This window comes from Parasphingomonas caseinilytica, from assembly GCF_036663755.1.
Taxonomy (GTDB): domain Bacteria; phylum Pseudomonadota; class Alphaproteobacteria; order Sphingomonadales; family Sphingomonadaceae; genus Sphingomonas.
Window position 1 is genome coordinate 645,792 of the sequence record NZ_JAXOJL010000001.1, and the last position, 26,730, is coordinate 672,521.

Sequence of the window (26,730 nt, forward strand, 5' to 3'; positions counted from 1 at the left end):
ATTTTTACGCGGCAATCATGCGCCGTGCATTGGCGGTCGCATTCTGGGTGTCGACGGCCAATTTCTTGACCTCGCTGGCGACCACGGCAAAGCCACGCCCGGCATCGCCCGCCCGCGCTGCCTCGATCGTGGCGTTGAGCGCGAGCAAATTGGTCTGCGTGGCAATCCCGGCAATCGATTCGACCACGCCCGCCAGGCGTCCGATCAGGGATTCCATGTCACTGCGTCGCGCATCCGCCTCGGCGCGGAAGCGCTGGCTTTCCTCCAGCCGTCGCGTCACTTCGCTGCCCAGCCGCACCTTGTCGCTCACATCGCTGGCGAACTTCACGACCCGGACGACATTGCCGTCGTCATCCAGAATCGGCGTATACGTAGCCTGAAGCCACACCTGCCGGCCGTCGCGCGCCAACCGGCAATATTCGCCCGAATCATGGTCGCCCTGCCCCAGCTTGCGCCAGAATGCGGAATATTCGAACGAACGGGCATATACGGGCTCGCAGAACATGCCGTGATGCCGCCCAACGATTTCGTGCAGGCCGTAACCCATTGCCTTCAGGAAATTTTCGTTGGCGGACGCAACGACGCCGTCAGGCTCGAACTCGATCACCAATTGGGACCGATCGATCGCCTGCCACAAAGGCTCGTCGCGAAAACTGTTAGCCACCAATTCCTCCGTCACGGAATACGGCTACGGAAGAATGGTTAATATCCGCCTCATCACACCGCCGTTCGGCCATATTCCTGGCGCGTCACGGGGTGGCTCGACGACAGGCCGCCATCCACGGCGATCGCCTGCCCGTTGACATAGCTCGCATCGTCCGAGGCCAGGAACGCCGCCACTTTCGCCAGTTCCTCCGGTTGCGCACCGCGGCGCAGCGGGTTGAGCCGCCCGACCTTCTCCATCTTGCCCGCTTCGCGCGCATAATCGAACGTCGGCTTGGTCATGCCCGTCTCGGTCAGGCCGGGGCAGATCGCGTTGACGCGCACGTTCGATCCGGAAAGCTGCTGCGCCGACACCATCGCTAGATTGATCACCCCCGCCTTGGACGCGGAATAGGCCGGCGACCCCGCACCCGATCGAATACCCGCGACCGACGCCGTCAGCACGATCGCCCCCCCTCTTCCAAATTTGGCCCCACGCTCGGCGATCTTCGGCGCGGCATGCTTGATCGCCAGATACGGGCCGATCAAATTCACGCGCAGCACTTCAGTGATCAGCGCTACGTCGGTATCGAAGATATTCGCCATCCCGCCCGAGATGCCGGCATTGGCGAACATCACGTCCAGCCCGTCATAATATTCGCACGCCACGTTCACCGCGCGGATCACGTCCTCTTCCTTGCCCGCGTCGATCTTGATGCCATGCGCCGTGCCGCCCGCCTTGACGATCAGGTCCGCGGTCTCCTCCGCCGCATCGGAGATATCGGCGCACAGCACCTGCCCGCCCTCGCTCGCGAACAGCAAAGACGCCGCCCGCCCGATGCCCGAACCCGCGCCGGTGACGATGATCGATTTGCCGGTGAAACGCTGTGTCATGTCCATCTCCGTCGCCCCGGCGGAGGCCGGGGCCGCTATGTTTCAGGCACCCGTCGCGCACCAAACGCGGCGGTCCCGGCCTCCGCCGGGACGACGTACCGGGGCTAGATCGTAACCCCGCCGTCGATCACGATCGACTGCCCGGTCATGAACGCACTCGCCGGGCTGCTCAGAAACACCACCGCTCCGGCAATCTCCTCCGGCACGCCGATCCGGCGCAGCGGCACGCGCGTGTTCGCGGCCTCGATCCGCTCGGGATCCTCCCACAAAGCGCGCGCGAAATCGGTCTTGATCAGGCCCGGCGCGATGCAGTTGATGCGCACATTGTCCGGCCCGAATTCATGCGCCAGGTTGCGCGCCAACTGCATGTCCGCCGCCTTGGAGATCGCATAGGCGCCGATCGTCGTCGTTCCACGGATGCCGCCGATCGAAGAGACGATCACGATCGCGCCCGATTTCCGCGCCCGCATTTCCGGCGCGACCATCGCGATCAGCCAGTGGTTGGAGATGATATTGTTGTCGAGAATCTTGCGGAACTGCTCATCCGAAATCCCGCTTTGCGGCCCGTAATAGGGATTGGACGCAGCGTTACAGACCAGCACGTCGATCTGCCCGAACACCGCGCGTGTCTCGTCCACCAGATGCTGCAACCCGGCCTTGTCGGAGATGTTCGCCGCCACCGCGATCGCCGTGCCGGCACCGTATTTCGTGTTGATCTCGCCCGCCACCGCATCGCACGCATCCTGCTTGCGGCTGGAGATGACTACTTTCGCGCCATGCTGCGCCAGCTCGAACGCGCTCGCCTTGCCGATGCCCTTGGTCGAGCCGGTGATGATGGCAACCTTACCCGTCAGATCGAACAGCGACATTCGTACTCCTTCCACCAAACAATCGTCATCCCAGCGCAGGCTGGAGTCTCGATGAGGCGCACGCAGCATCCGCCCCACAGAGATCCCAGCCTTCGCTGGGATGACGCCGGTGTTGACGAACGGGAGCGCCTACGCCCCCGCCTTCACCGCGAAATCCCACGCCGCATCCGCCAGCCGGTACACCCCCGCCGCAGACTTCTCCGCCTGTGCGCTGGACGCCGTACCCTCCACGATCCGCTTCTTGATGCCCTGCACGATGCCCGTCAGCCGGAACAGATTGTACGAGAAATACCAGTTGAGGTCCGGCACCCCATCCCGCCCGGTCGCCGCGCAATAGCGCGCGACCATGTCCTCGATCGTAGGAATGCCCGTCTCCGGTCCCGTATGTCCCAGCACACCCGAACGCCCCTCCGGCGCCGTAACCCAGCTCATCAGGAAGTACGAGAAATCCGCCAGCGGATCGCCCAAAGTCGACAATTCCCAATCCAGCAACGCGATCACGCGCGGTTCGGTCTTGTGGAAGATCATGTTGTCGATGCGGTAATCGCCATGCACCACCAACGTGCGCGTCTGCTCCGGCACGGTCCGCCCGAGATAGTCGATCAGCTTCTCGACATTCTCCATCCGCTCGGTCTCGGACGCGCGATACTGCTTGGTCCAGCGCGCGACCTGCCGTTCGAAATAATTCCCCGGCCGGCCATATTCGCCCAGCCCGGCTGCGACGTGATCGGTGTTGTGCAACTCGGCCAGCGTGTCGCACATCGCATTGTAGATGCCGGTGCGATCGGCCGGCGCATAATCCGGCAACGTCCCGTCCCACAGATTCCGCCCGTCGGCGAAACCCATCACGTAGAAATCCGTCCCCACCACCTCGGGATCGGTGCACAGCCCGTAAGGCCGCGCCACGGGAAAGCCGGTCGGATACAGGCCGGCGATCACGCGATACTCGCGGTCCACCGCATGCGCCGACGGCAGCAGCGGCCCGAACGGCTTGCGCCGCAGCACATACTCACCCGAAGGCGCGGTGATCTTGAACGTCGGGTTGGATTGGCCGCCGGAGAATTTCGAATAGCGAAGCGGCCCCTCGAACCCCTCGACATTCTCCTGCATCCAAGCGGTCAGCTTCGCCTCGTCCAGCCGGTCCTTCTCGGGCACGTCGATCGTCTGCGGGGATTCGTCCATCATGCGAACTCGATCACCGAGCGCATCGCATCGCCCTTGCGCAGTTCGTCGAACGCCTCGTTGATCCGCGCCAGCGGCATCCGCTCGGCGATGATCGTGTCGAGATCGAGCAGCCCGCGCTGATAGAAATCGACCAGTCGCGGGATATCGACCGGGAAATGGTTGCGCCCCATCTTCGCGCCCTGCAATTTCTTGTCGGCGAGCAGGTCGAGCGCCGACAGGCCAACCGTCTCGTTCAACGGCATCATGCCCAGGATCGTCGCCGTCCCGCCACGTCGCAGCACGCCAACCGCCGTCGCCGCCGCCTTGCCGCGCCCGACCGCCTCGATCGCGTGATGCACGCCGCCCCTGCTGATCTCGACCACCTCTTCGGTCGCCGTCGCGCTCATCGCGTCCACGACATGAGTCGCGCCCAGCTTCATCGCCGTCTCGCGCTTCGACGCCACCGGATCGATCGCGATGATCTTGCCCGCGCCGGCGATCTTCGCGGCATTCACCGCCGCCAGCCCGATTCCGCCACAGCCGACCACGCACACTGTCTCGCCCGGTACGACCTCGGCCGCGTTGAAGATCGCCCCCGCCCCCGTCGTCACCGCGCAACCGATCAGCGCCGCTCGGTCCAGCGGCATGTCGGGGTCGATCGCCACGCAGGCATTTTCGTGCACCAGCATCATTTCGGCATAAGCCGACAGGTTCAGCATCTGCGCGATCGGCCGGTCGCCGAGCATCAGCCGCGACGGTTGGCCCTTCGCCCGCTTCACGTTCACGCCCAGGCACAAGGACATATGCCCGGTCACGCAGAACTCGCACTGCCCGCAGAACGCCGACAGGCAGGTCACGACATGATCGCCAACCTTTACCATCCGCACGTCCTCGCCCACCGCCTCCACGACGCCCGCCGCCTCATGGCCCGGAATCGTCGGCATCGGATGCGGATAGGCACCATCCACGAAGTGCAAGTCCGACCGGCACACGCCGACCGCGACGGTGCGGATCAGCACCTCCCGCGCGCCGGGCTTGTCGACCGTCACGTCCTCGATGCTGAGCGGCGTCTTCGCCTCGAACAGGACTGCTGCTTTCATACCCACTCCGTCACCCGCAAACTCCCGTCACCCCGGCAAAGGCCGGGGCCGCCAGCCTATCTCGCGATTCCGCTGCCCCGAACACAGCGGTCCCGGCCTTCGCCGGGACGACGCAATTAACGCCGCACCGCATCCTTCGCCGCCACCGCCGCCGGCAGCTCGGCATATTTCCCGAACTCGTTGCGCGCGATCGCCCGGTTGTGCACCTCGTCCGGGCCGTCGGCGAAGCGCAACGTGCGCATCGCCGCCCAATCGTGCGCCAGGCGGAAATCCTGGCTCACGCCGCCGCCGCCATGCGCCTGGATCGCATCGTCGATGATCTTCAGCGCCATCGTCGGGGCCTGCACCTTGATCATGGCGATTTCCTGCTGGGCGCTCTTGTTGCCGGCACGATCCATCATGTCCGCCGCCTTCAGGCACAGCAAACGCGTCATCTCAATATCGATCCGCGCGCGCGCGATCCGCTCCTCCCACACGCTGTGATCCGCGATCCGCTTGCCGAACACCACGCGGGTCAGCAGGCGCTTGGCCATCGCCTCGATCGCCTCTTCCGCCACGCCGATCGTGCGCATGCAATGATGGATGCGGCCCGGCCCGAGCCGCCCCTGCGCGATCTCGAACCCGCGGCCCTCGCCGAGAAGCACGTTCTCCACCGGCACGCGAACATTCTCCAGCACCACCTCGCCATGCCCGTGCGGCGCGTGATCATACCCGTAAACCGAAAGCATGCGCTTGATCGTCACGCCCGGCGCATCCATCGGCACCAGGATCTGGCTCTGCTGGCTGTGGCGCGACGCACCCGGATTGGTCTTGCCCATCAGGATGCCGACCTTGCAGCGCGGATCGCCCACGCCCGAAGACCACCATTTCGTGCCGTTGATCACGTAATCGTCGCCGTCTCGCACGATGCTCGTCTCGATATTGGTCGCGTCGGACGATGCCACCGCCGGTTCGGTCATCAGGAAGACCGAACGGATCTCGCCGTTCATCAGCGGCCGGAGCCATTTCTCCTTCTGCTCCACCGTGCCGTAACGGTGGAACACCTCCATGTTGCCGGTGTCCGGCGCGGAACAGTTGAACACTTCCGATGCCCAGCCGACCCGGCCCATCTCCTCGGCGCACAAGGCGTATTCGAGGTTGGTGAGCTGCGTGCCCTCGAACTCGAACGTGTCGTCGACATGCGTCTGGCCCGAATGCGGCGGCATGAAGAAATTCCACAGGCCCGCTTCCTTGGCCTTGGCCTTCATGTCCTCGATCACCTGGATCACCTTCCAGCGCTCGCCGGTATGCGACTGCTCGTCATATTCGTGCTGACGCGGACGGATGTTCTGATCGATGAAATCGCGCACCCGATCCCGGAAATAGTTCTCGCGCTCGCTCAGCGTGAAGTCCATGTTCGCTCTCCATCCAATCCGTTTGAGATGGTCGTTAGACCGTACCGCATTTTCGGTAAAGCTTGCGGGCGACATATTTTGCGCCGCGCAGGCGGTTGGGAAAAAAGACTGTTTCTTCTAAAGGAACTTGATAGATTGCCTGATGATGGAGGCGATCAAAGCGACCCTGCTAGAGGAAGAGAGCGGCACGAAGCGATTCCGTGCCAAGCGCGATGCCATTCTCGCCGCCGCCGCCCAGGCGATCAACGAACAGAGCGCGAAGGGCATGACCTTCGCCGACGTCGCCCGCCGCGTCGGCCTCAATACCACCAGCGTGACCTATTATTTCAAGCGCAAGGAAGACCTCGCCACCGCGTGCTTCGAAAACACGCTGGAAAAGCTCCAGGCCATGCTCGACGAGGCGCTGAAGGAAGCCACGCCGCAGGCGCGCGTCGCGAAATACCTGTCGATCAACCTGGCGCGCCTCGCCGATATCCAGCGCGGCACCGAAACGCCGTTCGCCGTATTGTCCGATCTGCGCGCGATGGAGGAACCCGCGCTCGGCCAGCTGATGTCCGGCTGGCGCGACGTGTTCCGCAAGACCCGCACGCTCTGGGGTCCGGCCAAGACCCGCGCCGAAACCGATTTGCGCGGCGCGCGCGCGCACGTGCTGCTCGAAAACACCTTCTGGCTGCCGGTCTGGCTGACGCGCTACGATGCCGACGAATTCAGCCGGATCGAAGAACGCCTGATGCACGTGTTCGAACACGGCATCGCCGCGCCCGGGCAGGTCTGGGCACCCGAACTGATCGATCTCGATCACGGCACGTCGGAACCCGGCCGCGCCGCCTTCCTGCTCGCCGCTACCCGCCTGATTAACCAGCTCGGCTATCGCGGCGCGTCGGTGCAGAAAATCGCCTCCGAACTGAACGTCACCAAGGGCAGCTTCTACCACCATCTCGACGCCAAGGACGATCTTGTGATCGCCTGTTACAAGCGCAGCTTCGATACGATCGCCGATGCCCAGCACCTCGCCGACGATGCCGGCGGCAGTTACTGGCAGCGCCTGTCGAGCACGATCGCCACCCTGCTCGACGTGCAATTCTCCGAACGCGGCCCCCTGTTGCGCACCACGGCGCTCAGCGGCCTGCCGCACGGCGTCCGCAACACGATGATCGATCGCTCGAACCGCATCGCCCGCCGCTTCGCCGGCACGATGATGGACGGCATCGCCGAAGGCTCGATCCGCCCGGTCGACGCATTGGTCGCGGCCCAGGCGCTGATGGCGCTGCAGAACGCCGCATTCGACATGCGCAAATGGGCGGGCACCATGCCCCGCGACCGCGCCATCGCTTTCTATGCATCCACTTTGGCGTTCGGATTGTTCGACGATCGGGTGCTGAGCCTTTGACCTTTCGCTAATCCCTTCCCCGGCGGAGGCCGGGGCCCAGCCGGGAAGGCGGTGGTAATGAAGCGCAGCGCGCAGTAACCGCCATCTTCCGACTAGGCCCCGGCCTTCGCGGGGACCAAATAGTCTGGAGCTTAAAATGACCGGCATGGGCCAATTCGACTGGGCAGACCCCTTCCTCTTCGACGATCAGCTCGAAGACGACGAACGCATGATCCGCGATACCGCGCGCGCTTATGCCCAGGAAAAGCTCGCGCCTCGCATCATCGATGCCTTCGCCAACGAGACGACCGACGTGTCGATCTTCCGCGAGATGGGCGAACTCGGTCTGCTTGGGCCTACGGTGCCCGAACAATATGGCGGCGTCGGCGCGTCCTATGTCGCCTACGGGCTGGTGGCGCGCGAGGTCGAGCGGATCGACTCCGGCTACCGCTCGATGATGAGCGTCCAGTCCAGCCTCGTGATGTACCCGATCTACGCCTACGGCTCGGAAGAGCAGAAGATGAAGTATCTGCCGAAACTGGCTACCGGCGAATACATCGGCTGCTTCGGCCTGACCGAACCAGACGCCGGCTCCGACCCCGGCGGCATGACCACGCGGGCCAAGAAGACCGACAACGGCTATGTCATCTCCGGCGCCAAGACCTGGATCAGCAACGCGCCGATCGCCGACGTCTTCGTCGTCTGGGCCAAGAGCGACGCGCATGGCGGCGGCATTCGCGGCTTCATCCTCGAAAAGGGCATGAAGGGCCTCGCCACCCCCAAGATCGAGGGCAAGCTGTCGCTGCGTGCCTCGATCACCGGCATGATCATGATGGACGAGGTCGAGGTCGGTGAAGACGCTTTGCTCCCTGACGTACAGGGCCTGAAGGGTCCGTTCGGCTGCCTCAACCGCGCCCGCTACGGCATCAGCTGGGGCAGCCTGGGTGCGGCGGAATTCTGCATGCACGCCGCCCGCCAATACGGCCTCGACCGCCACCAGTTCGGCAAGCCGCTCGCCGCCAACCAATTGTATCAAAAGAAACTCGCCGACATGCAGACCGAGATCGCGCTCGGCCTACAAGCCAGCTTACGCGTCGGCCGTCTGATGGACGAAGGCCGCTTCGCGCCGGAAATGATCTCGATCGTCAAGCGCAACAATGTCGGCAAGGCGCTCGATATCGCGCGGATGGCTCGCGATATGCACGGCGGCAACGGCATCAGTGGCGAATATCAGGTCATGCGCCACATGATGAACCTCGAAACCGTCAACACCTACGAAGGCGCGCACGACGTCCACGCTTTGATCCTCGGCCGCGCGATCACCGGGATCGCCGCGTTCTAAATTCTTAAAAGCCCCTCCCCTTCAGGGGAGGGGTTGGGGTGGGGAAGTGTAGAAATGGGCACAACGCCAGAACTTGCGGCACGGCCCCACCCCAACCCCTCCCCTGAAGGGGAGGGGCTAAAGGCTGACAAACCCCTCGCCGGCATCAAAGTTCTCGAACTCGCCCGCATCCTAGCCGGCCCCTGGTGCGGCCAACTCCTCGCCGATCTCGGCGCAGAAGTGATCAAGATCGAACGCCCCGGCGCCGGCGACGATACCCGCCACTGGGGCCCTCCCTTCATGACCGGCCCGGGCGGCGAGAATCTCGACGCGGCCTATTACCACTCCACCAATCGCGGCAAGACGAGCTGCGCGGTGGATATCGCCACGCCCGAAGGCCAGGCAGAAATTCGCGCCCTCGCCGCACAATCCGACGTGGTGATCGAGAATTACAAGGTCGGCGGCCTCGTCAAATACGGCCTCGATCACGCATCGCTCGCCGCGCTCAACCCGCGCCTGATCACCTGTTCGATCACCGGCTTCGGCCAGACCGGCCCCTACGCCCATCGCGCCGGATACGATTTCATCATCCAGGGCATGGGCGGCATCATGTCGCTCACCGGCGAGCCGGACGGCCCACCGCAGAAATCCGGCATCGCCTATGCGGACATCTTCACCGGCGTCTATTCCGCCGTCGCGATCCTCGCCGCGCTCAGGACGCGGGACCGTGACGGAACCGGGGCGCATATCGACATGGCCCTGCTCGACACGCAGGTGGCCGTCCTCGCCAATCAGGCGCTCAACTGGATGGCCAGCGGCCGGGTGCCGCACCGCATGGGCAACGGCCACGCCAATCTCGCGCCCTATCAGGCCTTCGCCGCCAGCGACGGCGACCTGATCATCGCCGTCGGCAACGACAGCCAGTTCCGCAAGCTCTGCACGATCCTGAAACTCCCGCTCGCCGACGACGCCCGCTTCGCCACCAACCCCGCGCGCGTGCAGAACCGCACCGTGATGATCCCGCTGCTGAGCGAAGCGATCTCCACCTGGCGCAAGGCCGACCTGGCCTGGGCACTGGACGAAACCGGCGTCCCCGCCGGCCCGATCAACCGCGTCGACGAGGTCTTCGCCGACGCACAGGTCGTCGCGCGCGGCCTCGCGATCGAACGCCACGGCATTCCCGGCGTCGCGTCCCCAATCGTCATCGACGGCCAGCGCATGGTCTCCGACACGCCCAGCCCGCCCCGCCCGTAACCCGGAGACTCCCCATGACCACCCCGCCCCTCCACGGCATCCGCATCGTCGAGATCGCCGGCATCGGCCCCGGCCCGTTCTGCGGCATGATGCTGGCGGATCACGGCGCGGAGGTGATCCGCATCGAGCGCCCCGGTGACGCCACCGTCACCGCGCTCGCCAAGGACCCGTTGCTCCGCTCCCGCCGCACCATAGCGCTCGATTTGAAAAACCCAACCGCCATCGCCGCGGTCAAGCGTATCGTCGCCACCGCCGACGGCCTGATCGAGGGGTTCCGCCCTGGCGTCATGGAACGCCTCGGCCTCGGCCCGGACGCCTTGCGCGAAGCCAACCCAAAGCTAGTCTACGGTCGCATGACCGGCTGGGGCCAGACCGGCCCGATGGCGCCGCAGCCGGGCCACGACATCAACTACATCGCACAGTCCGGCGCGCTCCACGCCTTCGGCTCGGCGGGCGGCAAGCCGCAATTTCCGATCAACATGGTCGGTGATTTTGGCGGCGGCGGCATGATGCTCGCCTTCGGCATGCTCGCCGCGATCCTCCACGCGCAGAGGACGGGCGAAGGCCAGGTGGTCGATTGCGCGATGACCGAGGGTTCGGCCGTGCTGATGAGCATGATCTGGGGCTTTCGCGGCTCGGGCCGCTGGAGCGACGCACGCGGCACCAACATGCTCGATGGCGGCGCGCATTTCTACGACACGTATGAAACCTCGGACGGCAAATGGGTCTCGATCGGCGCGATCGAACCGCAATTCTATGCCGCCCTGCGCCGCGTCATGGCGCTCGACGGCGACGAATGGGCCGCGCAATTCGATCCCCGCCAATGGCCCGCGCTCAAGGGCCGCCTCAACGACCAGTTCAAGACGAAGACCCGCGACCAATGGTGCGCCGCCTTTGAGGGCCACGAAATCTGCTTCGCCCCCGTCCTGAGCTTCGACGAAGCCGTCGCCGATCCCCACAACGTCGCCCGCGGCGCGTTCGTGGAGGCAGGCGGGCTCACACAGCCCGCCCCCGCGCCGCGCTATTCTGCCAGCCCCACGGTCGCGCCGGCAATGTCGGAGGGGCACGACGCGACACTTCTCACCGAACTGGGGTTCAGCGAGGAAGATATCGCCACCCTGTCGTCATCCCGGACCTGATCCGGGATCCCGCTTCTTCGGCGTCTCTCAGCACCAGTTTGCAGACCGCGCTCCGCCGTGCGATAATCATACCGACAGTTCAGATTGGAGAGCACCATGGCCACCGCAATCATCCGCAACAGCCAGATGAGCGAATCCGAATGGGCCGCGCGGCAGGAACTCGCCGCCTGCTACCGCATCTTCGACATGCTCGGCTGGTCCGAGATGATCTACAACCACATCACCGTGAAGCTGGATGAAGAGGGTGCATTCCTCATCAACCCGTTCGGCCTGCATTTTAGCGAAGTGACCGCCAGCAGCCTCGTCAAGATCGACATCGACGGCAACAAGCTCGACGACTCGCCCTACCCGGTAAACCGCGCCGGCTTCGTCCAGCACGCTTTGTTCCACCGCCATCTGCCCGACGCGCATTGCATCATGCACACCCACACGACCGCCGGCATGGCGGTCAGTTCGGTCGAGGGCGGGTTGCAGCCGGTGAATTTCTACGCCTGCAATTTCGCCGGCCAGATCGCATACCATGATTTCGAGGGCGTCACCGTCCGCGACGAGGAAGGCGAACGCCTGCTCGAACATCTCGGCAGCAAACGCGTCATGCTGCTCAAGAATCACGGCATCCTCGTGATGGGCAAGACCCTGCCCGAAGCCTTCATCAAGCATTGGTCGCTGCAACGCGCCTGCGAGATCCAGATCGCCACGATGAGCATGGGCAAACCGCTGCTGGTCGATGACGAAGTGGTCAAGGTCCACCAGCGCGATCTCCACATGGCGCAAGTCCCCGGCGGTGCCGGCGCAGCGGATTTCGCCGCAATGGTCCGCAAGGTCGACAAGATCGACACGAGCTGGCGGAACTGATCCAGCACCAAGGTCGAATGCTGCGCGCTTGCGGAATGCGATAGGTATCAGCCTGCAATTCGTAAGGGAGACCAAAATGTTACGAGCGATCGGCCTGATCTCGGCGGTGGCAATCGTCGCGACGGCGGCGGTGGCGCAGCAGTTTAATATCGTCCGGCAGGCGGCGGTTGCCTGGGGCCCGGCACCGGATACCCTGCCCAAGGGCGCGCAATTCGCCCTGATCGCGGGCGATCCGGTCAAGCCCGGCCCCTTCGCATTCCGTCTCAAGATGCCGCCCGGTTACGTCGTCATGCCCCACACCCATCCGGCAGCGGAGAACATCACCGTCATCTCGGGCCGCCTGTATCATGGCATGGGCCGGACGTTCCAGAAGGCCGCCGGAAAGGCCGTCGCGCAGGGCGATTTCGTCTATCTTCCGCCGGACATGCCGCATTCGGTCTGGACGACCAACAGCCCTGCGGTAATCCAAGTCAACGGCACCGGCCCCTTCACGATCAAATACATCAGGCCACAGGACGATCCCCGCAACGCGCGAAAATGATCAACCGAACCGATACCCGCTCACCACCCAGCCGAGCACGACGTCGCGGTAGTCGCGCACCGCCGCATCATCGCCGCCCGCCCCCAGCGCGACCATCAGCGGCAACAGATGCTCGGCCTCCGGATGCGCGAACCGGGCGTGCGGCAGTCCGTCCCATGCCGCGACCCGCTCCGCCCGACGCGTAGGATCGGCTTCGGTCACCGCCGCCGTCAGCGCGGCATCCCACTCGTCCGCCACCGGCGTCACCTGCGGCCCACGCGCGCGCAGATTGTGGAAACTCATGCCCGATCCGATGATCAGCACGCCTTCGTCGCGCAGCGGGGCCAGCGCCCGCCCGATCGCGATGTGCGCCGCCGGGTCGAGATCCTGGCGCAGGCTCATCTGCACCAGCGGTATATCCGCCCCCGGCACCGCCACCATCATCGGGATGAACACGCCGTGATCCCAGCCCCGCTCGGCCTCCTCGGCCGTCGCGAAGCCCGCCGCATTCAGTAAATCCGCCGCCCGCCGCGCCACGCCGGCGTCGCCGTGCGAGGGCCATTGCAGGTGATAGGTATGTTCGGGAAAGCCGTAATAATCATACATCAACGGCTGCCCGTCCCCGACATTCAGCGTCACCTCCGGCGTCTCCCAATGACCGGACACCATCAGGATCGCCTTGGGCCGTTCGGGCAAGGACGCGATCAGCCCGGCCAGATACGCCTGCATCTTGCGCCACATCGGATCGGGCGGGCCGCCGCTTCCGTCCATGAAGAAGCAAGGGCCGCCGCCATGCGGAATGAAGAGGGTGGGAAGGGTCATGCAGCGGATATCGGCGCGCCAGGGATCGACGACAATCATCACCACGGAAACACGTCGTTTCGCTTGGCCGATCCACCCGCCTTCGCCTAAGCTGCCACCCGATGACCCGTTTCACCGTCAACAATCAGCCGGTCCAGTATCGCATGGACCCGAACACGCCGCTGCTTTGGGCGTTGCGCGATGCGTCCAACCTCACCGGCACCAAATATGGCTGCGGCAACGGCCAGTGCGGGGCCTGCACCGTCAATGTGGATGGCGAGGCGGTGCACGCCTGCCAGACGACGATCGGCGCGATCGAGGGCAGCTTCGTCACCACGATAGAGGGCCTGTCACGCGAACGCGATCATCCGGTGCAGCTCGCCTGGATCGCGCACAACGTGCCGCAATGCGGCTTCTGCATCCCCGGCATGATCATGGCGGCATCGGTGCTGCTGAAGAAGAATCGCAATCCGTCCGAAGACGACATCCGCACCGGCATCACCAATCTGTGTCGCTGCGGCACGTACCCGCGAATAGTCGAGGCGGTACTGGCGGCGGCGCGTGTGCAGCGCGGCGACGAGACGATCGCCGCCGGTGCCCCACCCGGAATCGATCCTGCCGATGCGGCCCGGCGCGTGCCTGCGCTCACACCCTCGCAAGACACGCACAAGTAACCAATCCTTTCTGATCGCTGACAGCACAGTTCAGAAGCGGCTCATCGCCAATAGCGCACAACACGCCTATCGACCGGCCAACTCTTTGTGCCGGCGTTCTTTCGAGGAAACGTGAATGCGCATTTCCCTTATCTCGGCCCTGCTGGCCGCAACCGCCTTCGTGCCGGGCGTCGCGCTTGCGCAGGACGTGGATCGCGGTGCCGATGGTCGCAGCAACCGTCAGGCACGGATGGAGGCACGCGCTGATGCCCAGGCCGAGCAGCCCCGTCAGCAGCAGCCCCGTTTCGAACAACCACGTGCCGAACAACCACGTGCCGAACAACCACGCGCCGAACAACCGCGTCAGGAACAACCGCGTGCGGAACAGCCCCGTCCGGATCAGCCGCGTTTCGATCGCGGCAATAATGGTGGTGGGGGCTGGAATCGCGGCAACCGCCCCGATCGCGGACAGAACGAGGCCCAGCAGCCCCGGCCCCAGCAACAGGTCGATCAACCGCGCCCGCAGCCACAGGCCCAGTTCAACCCCGATCAGAATCGCGGCGGCCGTCCGGATTTCCGCGGCGGCAACGGTCAAGGCGGGAGCCAATGGCGTGGCGATCGCGGCGATCGCGGCGTGAACCCCAACGTTCAGGGCGTGCCGGGCTATCGCGGGGATCGCGGCGGCACTCCGGATCGCCGCAACGACTGGCGCGGTAACGACAATCGCGGTGGCAACGTACGCGGTAACGACAATCGTGGCGGTGATTGGCGGAACAATGGCAATCGCGGCAACGATTGGCGCGGCAATGCGGGTCGCAACGACAACCGCTATGCCGATCGCGGCGGCAATAATCGTGGCGCGTGGAATCGCGACTGGCGCGGCGACAATCGCTACGACTGGAGCCGCCGCCGGCAGTACGATCGCAACGCGTTCCATCTGCCGCGTTATTATGCGCCGCACGGTTGGAACTATGGCTATCGCCGCTTCACGATCGGCTTCACACTGAATGCCGGCCTGTTCGCCAACAATTACTGGATCGAGGATCCGTATTATTACGGCCTGCCGGAGGCTTACGGCCCATATCGCTGGGTGCGCTATTACAACGATGCGCTACTCGTCGATGTCTATTCCGGTGAGGTCGTCGATACGGTCTACGACATCTTCTGGTAGGCGTCGTCGAAGATTGAGGTTTCGTCAGGGTCGGGCCCGCCGGAGAATATCCGGCGGGCCTTGCCTTTTGGGGTCGCGGCGGCACAGTGCGCCCCGTCATGACCGCAGCTCAGAAAGCCGGGGCAGCATCGCCCGTCCGCCGCCTCTCCGGCGAATTCACCTCCAGCCGCCTCGAAGCCAATCCGGCGGTCAAGCGCGCCAAGGTCGACGTCGCGCAGATCTATCATCATCAGGATTTCCTCAATCCCGTGCAATGTGCCGCGCTGGTGAAGATGATCGACGCCAACCGCCGGCCCTCCACCCTGCTCAGCACCAATCCCGACGCCGCCTTCCGCACCTCCGAAAGCTGCGACATGGATCGCTGGTCGCCGGACGTGCGCCCGACCGACGAGGCGATCGCCGCTCTGCTCGGCATCGACGCCAGCCATGGCGAGACGATGCAGGGCCAGCGCTACGCCCCCGGCCAGCAATTCCGCGCCCACCACGATTATTTCCACGCTGGTGAGAGCTATTACGACAAGGTAGTCGAGGCTGGCGGGCAGCGCACCTGGACCGCGATGATCTACCTCAACGACGTGCCGGAGGGCGGTGCGACCTGGTTCCCCCAGGCCGGCATCCGCGTCGCCCCCAAGCGCGGCCTGCTGCTCGCATGGAACAATATGAATCCAGATGGCAGCCCCAACGTCGCCACGCTCCACGAAGGCATGCCGGTGGTGAAAGGCACGAAGTACATCGTCACGAAATGGTTCCGCGAGGGGAGTTGGCTGAGGGGGTAAGTCCCAGCACAAAACTCGTTCGCCCTGAGCCTGTCGAAGGGCAAGCGCAGCGCTTGGGCTTCGACAGGCTCAGCCCGAACGGTGGTGGAGTTAGGGTATTGTATCCCGCGCCCAGCCCAACACCCCCGCCACATAAGTCCGCGCCACCGCCCGATCATCCCCCAGCACCTGCAACGCGAACAGCCGATCGCGCAGCGGAGCCCCCGCCGTCCGCCGCGCCAACAAAGGCGTAGCAGTCGCATCCAGCACGATGAAATCCGCCTCCTGCCCCGGCTGCAATCCGCCGATCCGGTCGCCCAGCCCCAGCACCTTCGCTCCGCCCGCCGTTGCCAGATACAGTGCCCGGAACGGATCGAGGCTGTCGCCGCGCAATTGGCAGACCTTGTACGCCTCACCAAGCGTCGCCAGCAGCGAGAAGCTCGTTCCCGCCCCCACATCGGTGCCGATCCCGGTCTTCACCCCGCACGCCGTGGCCCGCGCCAGATCGAACAGACCGGAGCCGAGGAAGAAATTGCTCGTCGGGCAGAATGCGATCCCCGCACCCGCCTCCGCCATCCGTGCCATCGCCGGATCGTCCATATGGATGCAATGCGCGAACACCGATCGCGGGCCAACCAGCCCGAAGCGATCGTACACGTCGAGATAATCCCGCGCCGACGCAAACCGCGCCGCCACCGCCGCGCACTCGCCGACATTCTCGGCCAGATGGGTATGCATCAGCACATCCGGATGCGCCGCGACGAGATCGCCCGCATCCGCCAGTTGCGCATCGGACGACGTCAACGCGAAGCGCGGCGTCACCGCATAGCCAAGCCGCCCGCGCCCCCGCCACCGCGCAATCAGCGCCTCCGTGTCCGCCCGACCGCTCGCCACATCGTCGCGCAGCGTGTCCGGCCCGAGGTCCATCAGCACCTTGCCCGAAACGATCCGCATGTTGCGGTCCAGCGCCGCCTCGAACAACGCATCCACCGACTGCGCATGCACCGTCGCGAACACCAGCGCACTCGTCGTCCCGTTGCGCAACAATTCGTCCAGGAAGAACGCCGCCACCCCGTCCGCATGCGCCCGGTCGGCAAACGCCGCCTCGGCCGGAAAGATGTGCCGCTCCAGCCATTCCAGCAATTGCGCGCCATGTGCCGCGATCCGGTCGGTCTGCGGATAATGGACATGGCAATCGACGAAGCCCGGCACGATCAACCCATGGATCCGCTCGACCGGCACGTCGGCGAAGCGCGGCGCCAGTTCAGCATGATCGCCGAACGCGACGACCAGCCCGTCCTCGACCACGAGCAACCCGTCGGCATGATGCCGCACGGTCCCGCCCTGCGCCGGATCGTCCGGCACACTCAGCAATTCCGCGCGATACGCCCGCAAGGTCACGCCGCCACGCTCCGCAGCGACAGGATCTGCGCCAGCGCCGCCACCGCGATCACCGCCGGCTCCTTGCCGCTGATCCCCGGCAAACCGATCGGACAGGCCAGCCGCGCCGCATCCACACCGTCCGCCGCCAACCGCGACAGAAACCGCGCCCGTTTGGTCCGCGATCCGATCAGCCCCACGAACCGCGCCGGCGACCGCAGCGCCGCCGCCGCAAGGTGATAATCCAGCGCATGGTCATGCGTGACGATCACCACCGCCGTCTCGGCCGAGCCCGACCCGGCACAGGCGACCAACGCCGCCTCGTCCGACAGCATGACGCCCGGATGCCGCGCTTCCTCCTCGCGGCAATCGAACCACGCCAGATTGAGCGGCAGGCCGGGGATCATGCCGGCAATCGCCCGCCCCACATGCCCCGCGCCGAACAACAGCAGCGGCGTGCCGAGCGTTTCGAAAGGCTCGATAAAGGCATCACCCACAAAGGGAAGCGCCCCCCTCGCCCCAACGCTTCCCCGGCCTGCGCCGGAGAAGCGCAGGACTTGGTTCGACGCCAACTCGCTATGAACGACAACACCGCCCTCGACAGCACCAACCCAATCCACCTCCGCCAGCCGCTCCACCAGCACCCGCACCCGCCCGCCACAACATTGCCCCAGCAGCGGCCCCAACGGATAATCCTGCATCCGCCACGTCCCCGCCGGATGCGCCAGGATCGCCCGGGCCTGCGCGATCAGCCGATGCTCCAGCGCACCGCCGCCGATCGTCCCGCCCAGCGCCGCCGCCGTCACCGCCATCCGAGTTCCCGCCCCGCGCGGCGCGGACCCCTCGGTCGCCAGCACCGTCACCAACGCCACCGCCTCGCGCTCGAAAGCGGCACGCACAAGATCGGCCCACTCAGCCACGGCCACGCAACTCGCCCACCGCAGCCAGCACCCGCTCCGGCGTCGCAGGCGCATCCAGCCTCGGCAGCCCTTTCCCCGGAGCAGCAGCCGCCACCGCCGCCGTCAGCGCGGAAAATACCGAAATCGCCAGCATGAACGGCGGCTCGCCCACCGCCTTCGACCGGTGGATCGTCGCCTCGACATTCCGCCCGGCTTCCCACAGCCGGATATCCATCCGCGCCGGCCGGTCGCTCGCCGTCGGGATCTTGTAGGTCGACGGCGCGTGGCTGAGCAGTCGTCCGCGATCGTCGTACACAAGCTCCTCGGTCGTCAGCCAGCCCATGCCCTGCACGAACCCGCCCTCGATCTGCCCGAGATCGATCGCCGGATTGAGCGATTTGCCGACGTCATGCAGGATGTCCACCGCCAGTACCCGGTGTTCCCCGGTCAGCGTATCGATCACTACCTCGGACAGCGCCGCACCATAAGCGAAGTACAGAAACGGCCGGCCGCTGTGCGTCGCCCGATCGTACTGAATATGCGGCGTCGCATAGAAACCGGTCGAGGACAGCGAAATCCGCGCCAGATGCGCCATCCGGCACACCGCATCGAACGGCAGCATTTCTTCCCCGGCAACCACGCCCTCGGCCGTGAACCGCACATCCCCCGGCGCACTCCCGAACCGCTCGCCCAGGAAATCCGTCAGCCGCCCGCGCACCGCATCCGCCGCCCGGAACGCCGCCATGCCGTTCAGGTCCGCGCCCGAGGACGCCGCCGTCGCCGACGTGTTCGGCACCTTGTCGGTCCGCGTCGCCGTCACCCGCACGCGCGCGACCGGAACCGCGAACACGTCGGCCACGATCTGCGCCACCTTGGTCATCAGGCCCTGCCCCATCTCCGTGCCGCCATGATTGATCTGGATCGACCCGTCGGCATAGACCAGCACCAGCGCGCCCGCCTGGTTGAGATGCGTCGTCGTGAAGCTGATCCCGAACTTCACCGGCGTCAGCGCCAGCCCCTTCTTAAGCACCGTGTTCGCCGCGTTGAACTCGGCCACCGCCGCCCGCCGCCGCTCATATCCCGCGCGCTCGGCCAGCGCGTCGATCAGGTCCGGCGCGACATTGTCCGTCACGGTCATGTGATACGGCGTCACATCCCGGCCCGGCGCGTAGAGATTGGCCCGCCGCACCGCCAGCGGATCGAGCCCCCGATGGCTGGCGATCGCATCCATCACCCGCTCGATCGCCAACATCCCCTGCGGCCCGCCGAACCCCCGGAAGGCGGTGTTCGAAACGGTATGCGTCTTCAGCCGGTGGCTCAAAATCTCCACCGCCGGCAGCCAGTAGCAATTGTCGGCATGGAACATCGCCCGGTCGTTGATCGCCGACGACAGATCCCATGTCGCCCCGCAACGCGACGCCAGTTCGATCCTGATCCCCGCGATCCGCCCCGCATCGTCGAACCCGACGTCATAGCCGACCGAGAATTCGTGCCTTTTGCCCGTCATGATCATGTCGTCGTCACGATCCGCCCGGATCTTCGCCGGCCGCCCGGTCTTCGCCGCAACCAAGGCCGCCGCCACCGCATAGGCCGCCGCCTGTGTCTCCTTGCCCCCGAACGCACCGCCCATCCGCCGCACCTCGACCGTCACGTCGGCATGCGACAGGCCCAGCACCTTGGCGACCAGATGCTGCACCTCGCTCGGATGCTGGGTCGAGGACAGCACATGCATCTGCCCCCCCTCGCCCGGTGTGGCCAAGGCGACCTGCCCCTCGAGGTAGAAATGCTCCTGCCCGCCCATCTCAAGCGCGCCCGCGATCCGATGCGGCGCGCCAACCAACGCGGCCTCGGCATCGCCCCGCGCCATGCGCTGCGTGTCCTCGATCACCGATCCCGCCGCCATCGCCTGAGCAATGGTGACGAGCGCCGGCAAAGGCTCCGTCTCCACCACCGCCAGACGCGCCGCGCGCCGCGCCGCCTCCACGCTCGTTGCCGCCACCACGAACAAGGGCTGGCCGGGATAGAGAATCTCCCCGTCCGCAAACAGCTGGTCGTCGCCCTTCACCGGGCTGACATCGTTGATCCCCGGAATATCGGCGGCGGCATACACGCCGACCACGCCGCCTGCGCTCCGCACCGCCGCCAGATCGATCGACCCAAGCCGCGCATGCCCATCCGCCGCCAATCCGAACGCGAGATGCAGCATGCCCGGCGGCTCTGCGATATCGTCGATATACATCGCCCGCCCGGCGACATGCGCCTCCGCGCTATCGTGCCGCAGCGGCGCGCCGACCTCAGCCATCGGCCAGCGCCGGATCGAGCACGCTCACCGCCTGCCCCGATTGCTCCGCCCACCACCGCCGCAACAGATTGGCGGCGGCCAGCGACCGATACGCGCTGGACCCGCGCACATCGTCGAGCGGCTGGTAATCCCCCGCCAGCGCCAGCGCCGCAGCCTCCACCGTCGCCTCGCACCAGGGGTGCCCGACCAGCGCCGTCTCACAGGCAACAGCCCGCTTCGGCGTCCCGGCCATCCCCCCGAACGCCACTCGCGCCGCCGACACGACATCGTCCACCACCGTGATCGCGAACGCCCCGCACACCGCGGAAATATCGCTATCGAAGCGCTTGGAAAGCTTTACGATCTTCACGATCGTCTGCGCCGCCGGGCGCGGCACGAACACGCTTTCAACGAACTCGTCCGCAGCCCGATCCTGCGCGCCATAACGCAGGAAGAAATCCTCCAGCGGCAGCGTCCGCCGCTGCTCCCCACGCCGCAATTTCAGCGTCGCGCCCAGCGCGATCAGCGCCGGCGGCATATCCCCGATCGGCGATCCATTAGCGATATTCCCGCCGATCGTCCCCGAATTGCGCACCTGCAATCCGCCGATCCGCCGCACCAGCTCGTCCAGATCGCCATGCAACCGGCCAAGCGCCGCGCGCGCATCGGTATAGCGCACCCCGGCCCCGATCGTCAGACCATCATCGCTTTCCGCAATCCGCTGAAGCTCCGCCACATCGCCGATGAAGACCACCGTACCGAGATCACGGTGCTGCTTCGTTACCCACAAACCGACATCGGTCGCCCCCGCCACGATCCGCGCGCCGGGATGCCGGGTCAGCAATTCCGCCAGTTCGTCCGCCGTCGCTGGCGCGAACCAGTCCGCCCCCGCCGCCGACCGTTCCAGCCCGCGCAACGCCACCGCCACCGCCCGGTCGTCGCTCACCCCGACCGGCACCGCCGCGCCCGCATCCAGGATCGGGCCATAGCCGGTACACCGGCACAGATTGCCCGCGATCACATCCGCCACCGGCACGCCGCACGTCCCCGCCGCGCCGATGCTCCGCCCATAGAGCGACATCACGAAGCCCGGCGTGCAGAAACCGCATTGCGACCCATGCCGCTCCACCATCTCGCGCTGCACCGGATGCAGATCGCCGTCCGCCGACAGGCTCTCCACCGTCTTCACCGCCTTGCCGTCGAGCATCGGCACGAACAGGATGCACGCATTCACCGCCCGCCAGCGCACATCATCGCCGGCCAGTTCGCCGACCAGAACCGTGCAAGCCCCGCAATCGCCCTCGGCGCACCCCTCCTTCGTGCCCGTCCGACGCAGCCGATAGCGCAGCAGATCCAGCACGCTGTCGGTCGCCCCCGCCGCCACCGACACGATCTCGCCGTCGAGCAGGAAGCGGATTTCAGCTGCCACGATAGGTCGAATAGCCATAGGGGCTGACCAGCAGCGGCACATGATAATGCGCGCCTGCCTCCGCGATGCCGAAATCGATCCGCACCACATCCAGGAACGGCGGATCGGCCAGCGCGACGCCGCCTGCGCGAAAATAGTCCGCCACCGAGAATTCGAGCGCATAGCGCCCCACGCCAACCGCGCGACCGCCGAGCAGTTCCGGGCACCGCCCATCGGCATTGGTCATGCCCGAAGCGATCAGCGCGCCGTCATGGAACAGCCGCACCGCCACGCCGCCCGCCGGCTTGCCGAGCGCCGTATCCAGCACATGCGTGGTCAGCCCGCTCATGCCGCCGCCTCCCGCGCCGCCGGCCAGACGGACACGAACTCCTGTTCGTCGAACGCATGGTAATCGGCCAGGATCGCTTGCCCGTCATCGAGGAACAATTGATCCGCCACCCCCCGCGCCAGCCGTGGCAACGCGAACTTCAACCCCGACAGCGCAGACGCCGACAGGCCATGGCTGATTAACGCGGAATAATTGAACGCGAACAGCCCGTGCAGCGCCGCCGCATCTTCAGGCCGCTTGGGCTGGAAGCGGAAATCCGGCCCAAGCCAGGGATGCGCATCGATCACCTTATTGGCGATCCCGGCGGGCGCGGCATACCGGTCCCCCCAGCGCGCGATCCCGTCCGCCACCAGCGCCAGTTCTGGCCGCAGCGCGGGATCGGTCACCAACCCGGTCGACAGGACGAGGAAGTCGTAATCGAACACCCCCTTCGGCGTCGTCACCTTCACCACCCCGTCCCGCTCCGCCCCGTCCCGCTCCGCCACCTCCAGCCACGGGCTTCCGCTATGCAAGGCGAACCCGGCGAACGACGCCGCATGATCGAACATATCGCTCGTCGGCGGCTGATTGCGATCGAAGAAGCTCGCCATGATCTCGTATTTGGTCGCATCGTCCAGCGCCGGGAAGCGCGGCATCACCCCGGCCCGCTCCATGAAGCGGATCGGGTTAACGCGCGGCAGTTCCGCCCTTCGGATGAAGACATGCGCCGCCGCCACCCCGCTTTCCAGCGCTGCCGCCGCATTGTCGAACGCCGACGCGCCGCCGCCGAGGATCGCGATCCTTTTGCCCTTACGCGCGCCATAATCGACCGTCTCCGACGTGTGCGCATAGCGACCACGCGGCAACGCCTCGGACACGAAGCGCGGCACATGCCATTGCCCGCCCCCCTGAATGCCCGTCGCCAGCACCACCTTGCGCGCGGTCAGCACGGATCCATCGCTGAGGTCGAGCCGGTACACTCCGCCCGCCAGCGGCGTGATAAGGTCCAGCCGCACTCCATTGCGCACAGGCAGATCCAGCACCCGCCGATACCAGCGCAGATACGCCATCCAGTCCGCCCGCGCGATCTTGCCCAGCGCCTCCCAGCCGTCGGCGCCATGCTGCGCCTCCCACCACGCGCGAAACGTCAGCGATGGCACGCCCAGATCGATGCCCGTCAACTGTTTCGGCGTGCGCAGCGTCCGCATCCGCGCATAGGTGTCCCACGGCCCTTCGAACCCGGCCGGATTCTCGTCGATGACCAACACGTTCGAAACCCGCTCGCGCTGCAAGGCGAACGCCGCACCCAGTCCGCTCTGCCCGCCGCCGACGATCACGACGTCGATCACGTCATCACGCGCCCGCACCCAATCCGGCGCATGATGATCCAGCATCGTCAGATCATGCGCCACCCGCGCTTCGAGGTCGGCGAGACTCATGCCACCAGATCCAGCCGCAAGCGCACGATCTTGCCGATCTCCTCGATCGCCGTGGCGATCTCGGTCTCGCGATCATTCTCCAGCCGCGCCGCCATCGCCGCGAGAATGCCCGCCTTGTCTGTCATCCGAACACAAATAACGAACGGAAACCCAAACCGCGCGCCATAAGCCGCGTTCAACTCATGAAACCGATCGAACTCTCCTTGGGTCAACCGGTCCAGCCCGGCCGACGCCTGTTCCGCCGTCGAAGCCTCGGTCAGCGATCCATCCACCGCCGCCTTGCCGGCCAGCTCCGGATGCGCCCGGATCAACGCCAGCCGCTCCTCCGAAGTGGCGTCATGCACCACCGCCATCATCCCCGCATAGGCATCGCCCATCGGCAAGCGTGCAACGGCACGCCGCACCACCCACGGGCTATGCTCGAACAGCGCGCCGTAGCGGCGGATGAAGGCGTCCGGATCGTCGTTCAAGACGTCGTCCCTTCCAGCGAGACATGCGCCGATACGACCTTCCAGCCATCTGCGAACTTCACCCAGGCCTGAGTCTGCCGTCCACGCCGATCGCTGCCTTCGCGAAAGAATTCGGCATCGGCGGTGGCAAAGCTATCCCCGTACACCGTGATCGCCACCCGCCCGAGCCGACGTTGTGGCGAGCCGCCCCGCCCTTTGCGGAATTCGCGGATCTCGTTGATGCCGTACAACACCTCACCCACCCCATAGCGGTTGGTGGTCGGCGCATCGTGGAACAGCGCATCCATCGCCGGAATGTCATCGGACATCAGCGCGCGCTCGTACGCCTGAAATGCTGCCGTCACCTCGGCCAGCGACACGGGATCGTCCAGGATCATGCCGGATGCACCTCCATCCAATGCTGCGCGATATCGATCCGTCGCGCCACCCACGCGTCGCCGCTGTCCAGCACATGATCGAGGAACTGCGCCACCGCCAACGCCCGTCCCGGCCGCCCGGCGATCCGCCCGTGCAGGCCGACCGACATCATCCGCCCGCCCTCTTCGCGCAATTGCTCGAACGTATCGACAAGATAGCGAAAGAACTGCACGCCCTCGGTAAAGCCGTTCAACGACACCATCTTCATGTCGTTCGCATCCAGCGAATAGGGCACCACCAACTGCGCCTTGCCGTTCCGGTGATCATAATAGGGCAGATCGTCGGCATAGCTGTCCGCATCGTAGAGGAACCCGCCCTCTTCCGCGACCAATCGAGCCGTGTTGGGCGAAGTCCGCCCCTGATACCAGCCGAGCGGCCGCGCGCCCGTCAGCCGGGTGTGCTGCGCGATCGCCTCGGCGATATGGGCGCGCTCGATGTCTTCCGGCACATATTGATAGTCGATCCAGCGCAACCCGTGGCTCGCAATCTCCCATTCCGCGGCCTGCATCGCCGCGACGGCCTCCGGGTTCATATCCAGCGCCGCCGCCACGCCGAACACCGTCACCGGCACCCGCCGCGCGGTGAACAGCCGGTGCAGCCGCCAGAAGCCTGCACGCGAACCGTATTCGTACAAACTCTCCATCGCCATCGCCCGCGCCGGATGCGAGGCCGCGCCGACCATATCGGACAGGAACGCCTCAGAACGCTCGTCGCCATTGAGGACGCTATTCTCCGCCCCCTCCTCGTAATTGATCACGAAATTCACCGCGACCCGTGCGCCATTCGGCCAACGCGGATCGGGTGGATGCTGGCCGTAACCGACAAGGTCGCGATCCATTAGCCCCTCCCCTTCAGGGGAGGGGTTGGGGTGGGGGAAGTCTCACCGAGACCCGCGCCTGCTTTAGCCGCACGGCCCCACCCCAATCCAGTTTGGCCGCTCTTGGCCCTGTCCGGGGGACAGGGCTGCGGCCAAACTCCTGAAGGGGAGGGGCTAGAAGAAGTCCAAGCCTCCAGCGCCGCATCCACCGCGGCCCCAGCCGGCACCACAAACCCCTCCGCCCGCAACACGCTCTCCAGCGCCCCCAGCGTGATCAGCACCTTATGCTTCATCGCATTGTAGCCCATCGCGCCGATCCGCCAGATCCGCCCCTGGAGCGGCCCGAACGCCGCGCCGATCTCGATCTCGAAATCCTCGCGCATCCGCCGCCGCACCGCTTCGCCATCCACGCCTTCGGGGATCACGATGCCGGTCACGTTGGTCATCCGGTGCGCATCGTCGCCGAACACCGTCAGCCCCATCGCCCGCACGCCCGCGACCACTGCGCGGCCCGCCGCCGCATGCCGCGCGAACCGCGCCTCCAGCCCCTCGCCAAGCGCCACCCGCGCGCATTCCCGCGCGCCGTACAGCATCGTCGTCGCCTCGGTATGGTGGTTCAGCCGCTTCTCCGACCAATAATCCATTACCATCGCCAGATCGAAATAGTTCGATCCGATCCGCAAACCTGCCCCGTCGACGATATCGTCGCGCCTGATGCCTTTCTCGACATGCCGCCGCGCGAAGATCCGCTCCGCCGCCGCGTCCGAAACCGTGATCGGTGCCGACCCGGACGGCCCGCCGAGGCACTTCTGCAAGCCCCCTGTCACCACGTCCACGCCCCACGCATCGGTCAGGATCGGCATGCCGCCCAACGTCGCCGTCGCATCGACATAGGACAGCGCGCCCGCCGCCCGGCACAGATCGCCCAGCCCGTCGAGCGGCTGCGCCATCGTGGTCGAGGTATCGCCGTGCACCGTCGCCACCACCTTCGGCTTCACCCGCGCAATAGCATCGGCAATCGCGCTCATCGGCACCACTTGCCCCCAGGGCGCACTCACCGTCTCGATCATCGCACCGATCCGTTCGAGGATCTCGGTCAGCAGCAACCCGAAGCGCCCGAAATCCACCACCAGCACCGTGTCGCCCGGCGCGACCAGCGACACCAGGCTCGCCTCGATCGCCGCGCGCGCGGTGCCGTCGATCAGGAAGGTCCAGCGGTTCTCGGTCCCGAACACCGGCCGATACAGCGCCATCACCTGATTCATATACGCCGTCATCTCGGGGTCGAACTGCCCGAGCAGATCCGCCGACATCGCGCGCAGCACGCGCGGATGCGCGTTGACCGGGCCCGGCCCCATCAACAGCCGCTGCGGCGGATCGATCTCTCCAA

Annotated in this window: 27 protein-coding genes; 9 read left to right on the plus strand and 18 right to left on the minus strand. The window is 65.9% G+C overall.

Annotation, left to right across the window (positions count from 1 at the left end; genetic code table 11):
- Nucleotides 1-4: 4 nt before the first annotated feature.
- The 6 genes from U1738_RS03005 to U1738_RS03030 all read right to left on the minus strand — a co-directional run bounded on the left by U1738_RS03005 (nt 5) and on the right by U1738_RS03030 (nt 6,063).
- The gene (locus U1738_RS03005) at nt 5-664 is read right to left on the minus strand and encodes a methyl-accepting chemotaxis protein (protein WP_332787534.1); all 660 of its coding nucleotides are present in this window, start codon (nt 662-664) and stop codon (nt 5-7) included.
- Between the two features lie 53 nt (nt 665-717).
- Complete coding sequence (locus tag U1738_RS03010; protein WP_332787535.1) at nt 718-1,536, minus strand: SDR family NAD(P)-dependent oxidoreductase; 819 nt, start codon at nt 1,534-1,536, stop codon at nt 718-720.
- A 104-nt stretch (nt 1,537-1,640) separates the two neighbouring features.
- Complete coding sequence (locus tag U1738_RS03015; RefSeq protein ID WP_332787536.1) at nt 1,641-2,405, minus strand: SDR family NAD(P)-dependent oxidoreductase; 765 nt, start codon at nt 2,403-2,405, stop codon at nt 1,641-1,643.
- Nucleotides 2,406-2,534: 129 nt separating this feature from the next.
- Entirely contained in the window at nt 2,535-3,587 is a 1,053-nt protein-coding gene (locus tag U1738_RS03020) for a phosphotransferase family protein (protein WP_332788211.1), read from the minus strand.
- Nucleotides 3,587-4,669: a Zn-dependent alcohol dehydrogenase gene (locus tag U1738_RS03025; protein WP_332787537.1), complete on the minus strand. Its 1,083-nt coding sequence runs from the start codon at nt 4,667-4,669 to the stop codon at nt 3,587-3,589. The genes U1738_RS03020 and U1738_RS03025 overlap by 1 nt, the downstream gene beginning before the upstream one ends.
- Before the next feature lie 116 nt (nt 4,670-4,785).
- A complete protein-coding gene (locus tag U1738_RS03030) occupies nt 4,786-6,063 on the minus strand; it encodes an acyl-CoA dehydrogenase family protein (protein WP_332787538.1) in 1,278 nt (425 codons plus the stop codon).
- Between the two features lie 142 nt (nt 6,064-6,205).
- On the opposite strand from U1738_RS03030, the gene U1738_RS03035 reads away from it, so the two are divergent.
- The 6 genes from U1738_RS03035 (at nt 6,206) to U1738_RS03060 (ending at nt 12,542) form a co-directional block, all read left to right on the plus strand.
- Complete coding sequence (locus U1738_RS03035; RefSeq protein ID WP_332787539.1) at nt 6,206-7,453, plus strand: TetR/AcrR family transcriptional regulator; 1,248 nt, start codon at nt 6,206-6,208, stop codon at nt 7,451-7,453.
- A 136-nt stretch (nt 7,454-7,589) separates the two neighbouring features.
- Complete coding sequence (locus U1738_RS03040) at nt 7,590-8,774, plus strand: acyl-CoA dehydrogenase (protein WP_332787540.1); 1,185 nt, start codon at nt 7,590-7,592, stop codon at nt 8,772-8,774.
- Between the two features lie 54 nt (nt 8,775-8,828).
- On the plus strand, nt 8,829-10,007 hold the full coding sequence (locus U1738_RS03045) for a CaiB/BaiF CoA transferase family protein (protein ID WP_332787541.1): 1,179 nt from the start codon (nt 8,829-8,831) through the stop codon (nt 10,005-10,007).
- A 14-nt stretch (nt 10,008-10,021) separates the two neighbouring features.
- Nucleotides 10,022-11,146 (plus strand): CaiB/BaiF CoA transferase family protein, encoded by a 1,125-nt coding sequence (locus U1738_RS03050; protein ID WP_332787542.1) that lies wholly within the window; start codon nt 10,022-10,024, stop codon nt 11,144-11,146.
- A gap of 96 nt (nt 11,147-11,242) precedes the next feature.
- Nucleotides 11,243-12,001: a class II aldolase/adducin family protein gene (locus U1738_RS03055; protein ID WP_332787543.1), complete on the plus strand. Its 759-nt coding sequence runs from the start codon at nt 11,243-11,245 to the stop codon at nt 11,999-12,001.
- 76 nt (nt 12,002-12,077) lie between these two features.
- The gene (locus U1738_RS03060) at nt 12,078-12,542 is read left to right on the plus strand and encodes a cupin domain-containing protein (protein WP_332787544.1); all 465 of its coding nucleotides are present in this window, start codon (nt 12,078-12,080) and stop codon (nt 12,540-12,542) included.
- On the opposite strand, the gene U1738_RS03065 is transcribed toward U1738_RS03060, so the two are convergent.
- Nucleotides 12,543-13,343, minus strand: coding sequence for a DODA-type extradiol aromatic ring-opening family dioxygenase (locus U1738_RS03065; protein WP_332787545.1), 801 nt, complete (start codon nt 13,341-13,343; stop codon nt 12,543-12,545). It abuts the gene before it with no gap.
- A 101-nt stretch (nt 13,344-13,444) separates the two neighbouring features.
- Here U1738_RS03065 and U1738_RS03070 point away from each other — a divergent pair, with 101 nt between their 5' ends.
- Complete coding sequence (locus tag U1738_RS03070; protein ID WP_332787546.1) at nt 13,445-13,996, plus strand: (2Fe-2S)-binding protein; 552 nt, start codon at nt 13,445-13,447, stop codon at nt 13,994-13,996.
- Here the strand turns inward: U1738_RS03070 and U1738_RS03075 are convergent.
- The gene (locus tag U1738_RS03075) at nt 13,968-14,489 is read right to left on the minus strand and encodes a hypothetical protein (protein ID WP_332787547.1); all 522 of its coding nucleotides are present in this window, start codon (nt 14,487-14,489) and stop codon (nt 13,968-13,970) included. The two genes, U1738_RS03070 and U1738_RS03075, sit on opposite strands and share 29 nt — an antisense overlap.
- Nucleotides 14,490-14,609: 120 nt before the next feature.
- Here U1738_RS03075 and U1738_RS03080 point away from each other — a divergent pair, with 120 nt between their 5' ends.
- The gene (locus U1738_RS03080; protein WP_332787548.1) at nt 14,610-15,146 is read left to right on the plus strand and encodes an RcnB family protein; all 537 of its coding nucleotides are present in this window, start codon (nt 14,610-14,612) and stop codon (nt 15,144-15,146) included.
- 98 nt (nt 15,147-15,244) lie between these two features.
- Nucleotides 15,245-15,922 (plus strand): prolyl hydroxylase family protein, encoded by a 678-nt coding sequence (locus U1738_RS03085; RefSeq protein ID WP_332787549.1) that lies wholly within the window; start codon nt 15,245-15,247, stop codon nt 15,920-15,922.
- Between the two features lie 90 nt (nt 15,923-16,012).
- Here the strand turns inward: U1738_RS03085 and guaD are convergent, their stop codons facing one another.
- The 10 genes from guaD to U1738_RS03135 are packed head-to-tail and all read right to left on the minus strand — an operon-like array spanning nt 16,013 to nt 26,698.
- Entirely contained in the window at nt 16,013-17,302 is a 1,290-nt protein-coding gene (guaD, locus tag U1738_RS03090; RefSeq protein ID WP_332787550.1) for a guanine deaminase, read from the minus strand.
- Nucleotides 17,299-18,207, minus strand: coding sequence for a xanthine dehydrogenase accessory protein XdhC (xdhC, locus tag U1738_RS03095; RefSeq protein WP_332787551.1), 909 nt, complete (start codon nt 18,205-18,207; stop codon nt 17,299-17,301). The genes guaD and xdhC overlap by 4 nt, the downstream gene beginning before the upstream one ends.
- Nucleotides 18,194-20,482: a xanthine dehydrogenase molybdopterin binding subunit gene (gene xdhB / locus U1738_RS03100; protein ID WP_332787552.1), complete on the minus strand. Its 2,289-nt coding sequence runs from the start codon at nt 20,480-20,482 to the stop codon at nt 18,194-18,196. The genes xdhC and xdhB overlap by 14 nt, the downstream gene beginning before the upstream one ends.
- A complete protein-coding gene (gene xdhA / locus U1738_RS03105) occupies nt 20,475-21,890 on the minus strand; it encodes a xanthine dehydrogenase small subunit (RefSeq protein ID WP_332787553.1) in 1,416 nt (471 codons plus the stop codon). Before xdhA ends, xdhB begins: the two co-directional genes overlap by 8 nt.
- Complete coding sequence (gene uraH / locus U1738_RS03110; protein WP_332787554.1) at nt 21,880-22,218, minus strand: hydroxyisourate hydrolase; 339 nt, start codon at nt 22,216-22,218, stop codon at nt 21,880-21,882. Before uraH ends, xdhA begins: the two co-directional genes overlap by 11 nt.
- Entirely contained in the window at nt 22,215-23,636 is a 1,422-nt protein-coding gene (locus tag U1738_RS03115) for an FAD-dependent oxidoreductase (RefSeq protein ID WP_332787555.1), read from the minus strand. Before U1738_RS03115 ends, uraH begins: the two co-directional genes overlap by 4 nt.
- The gene (gene uraD, locus U1738_RS03120; protein WP_332787556.1) at nt 23,633-24,106 is read right to left on the minus strand and encodes a 2-oxo-4-hydroxy-4-carboxy-5-ureidoimidazoline decarboxylase; all 474 of its coding nucleotides are present in this window, start codon (nt 24,104-24,106) and stop codon (nt 23,633-23,635) included. The genes U1738_RS03115 and uraD overlap by 4 nt, the downstream gene beginning before the upstream one ends.
- Nucleotides 24,103-24,483 carry an oxalurate catabolism protein HpxZ gene (gene hpxZ / locus U1738_RS03125; protein ID WP_332787557.1) on the minus strand — a complete coding sequence of 127 codons (381 nt, stop codon included), beginning with the start codon at nt 24,481-24,483 and terminating at the stop codon, nt 24,103-24,105. Before hpxZ ends, uraD begins: the two co-directional genes overlap by 4 nt.
- A complete protein-coding gene (gene puuE / locus U1738_RS03130) occupies nt 24,480-25,361 on the minus strand; it encodes an allantoinase PuuE (RefSeq protein ID WP_332787558.1) in 882 nt (293 codons plus the stop codon). The genes hpxZ and puuE overlap by 4 nt, the downstream gene beginning before the upstream one ends.
- A complete protein-coding gene (locus U1738_RS03135; protein WP_332788212.1) occupies nt 25,361-26,698 on the minus strand; it encodes a pyridoxal-phosphate-dependent aminotransferase family protein in 1,338 nt (445 codons plus the stop codon). Before U1738_RS03135 ends, puuE begins: the two co-directional genes overlap by 1 nt.
- Nucleotides 26,699-26,730 lie beyond the last annotated feature (32 nt).

What these genes read in the sequence shown, in the direction of transcription:
- U1738_RS03115 (WP_332787555.1), bottom strand. Translation starts at nt 23,636, where the DNA reads ATGAGTCTCGCCGACCTCGAAGCGCGGGTGGCGCATGATCTGACGATG.
- U1738_RS03035 (WP_332787539.1), top strand. Translation starts at nt 6,206, where the DNA reads ATGATGGAGGCGATCAAAGCGACCCTGCTAGAGGAAGAGAGCGGCACG.
- U1738_RS03040 (WP_332787540.1), top strand. Translation starts at nt 7,590, where the DNA reads ATGACCGGCATGGGCCAATTCGACTGGGCAGACCCCTTCCTCTTCGAC.
- xdhB (WP_332787552.1), bottom strand. Translation starts at nt 20,482, where the DNA reads ATGGCTGAGGTCGGCGCGCCGCTGCGGCACGATAGCGCGGAGGCGCAT.
- U1738_RS03070 (WP_332787546.1), top strand. Translation starts at nt 13,445, where the DNA reads ATGACCCGTTTCACCGTCAACAATCAGCCGGTCCAGTATCGCATGGAC.
- U1738_RS03045 (WP_332787541.1), top strand. Translation starts at nt 8,829, where the DNA reads ATGGGCACAACGCCAGAACTTGCGGCACGGCCCCACCCCAACCCCTCC.
- U1738_RS03060 (WP_332787544.1), top strand. Translation starts at nt 12,078, where the DNA reads ATGTTACGAGCGATCGGCCTGATCTCGGCGGTGGCAATCGTCGCGACG.
- U1738_RS03015 (WP_332787536.1), bottom strand. Translation starts at nt 2,405, where the DNA reads ATGTCGCTGTTCGATCTGACGGGTAAGGTTGCCATCATCACCGGCTCG.
- U1738_RS03010 (WP_332787535.1), bottom strand. Translation starts at nt 1,536, where the DNA reads ATGACACAGCGTTTCACCGGCAAATCGATCATCGTCACCGGCGCGGGT.
- hpxZ (WP_332787557.1), bottom strand. Translation starts at nt 24,483, where the DNA reads ATGATCCTGGACGATCCCGTGTCGCTGGCCGAGGTGACGGCAGCATTT.
- U1738_RS03025 (WP_332787537.1), bottom strand. Translation starts at nt 4,669, where the DNA reads ATGAAAGCAGCAGTCCTGTTCGAGGCGAAGACGCCGCTCAGCATCGAG.
- U1738_RS03050 (WP_332787542.1), top strand. Translation starts at nt 10,022, where the DNA reads ATGACCACCCCGCCCCTCCACGGCATCCGCATCGTCGAGATCGCCGGC.
- U1738_RS03055 (WP_332787543.1), top strand. Translation starts at nt 11,243, where the DNA reads ATGGCCACCGCAATCATCCGCAACAGCCAGATGAGCGAATCCGAATGG.
- puuE (WP_332787558.1), bottom strand. Translation starts at nt 25,361, where the DNA reads ATGGATCGCGACCTTGTCGGTTACGGCCAGCATCCACCCGATCCGCGT.
- uraH (WP_332787554.1), bottom strand. Translation starts at nt 22,218, where the DNA reads ATGAGCGGGCTGACCACGCATGTGCTGGATACGGCGCTCGGCAAGCCG.
- U1738_RS03085 (WP_332787549.1), top strand. Translation starts at nt 15,245, where the DNA reads ATGACCGCAGCTCAGAAAGCCGGGGCAGCATCGCCCGTCCGCCGCCTC.
- U1738_RS03020 (WP_332788211.1), bottom strand. Translation starts at nt 3,587, where the DNA reads ATGGACGAATCCCCGCAGACGATCGACGTGCCCGAGAAGGACCGGCTG.
- U1738_RS03030 (WP_332787538.1), bottom strand. Translation starts at nt 6,063, where the DNA reads ATGGACTTCACGCTGAGCGAGCGCGAGAACTATTTCCGGGATCGGGTG.
- U1738_RS03135 (WP_332788212.1), bottom strand. Translation starts at nt 26,698, where the DNA reads ATGGGGCCGGGCCCGGTCAACGCGCATCCGCGCGTGCTGCGCGCGATG.
- U1738_RS03065 (WP_332787545.1), bottom strand. Translation starts at nt 13,343, where the DNA reads ATGACCCTTCCCACCCTCTTCATTCCGCATGGCGGCGGCCCTTGCTTC.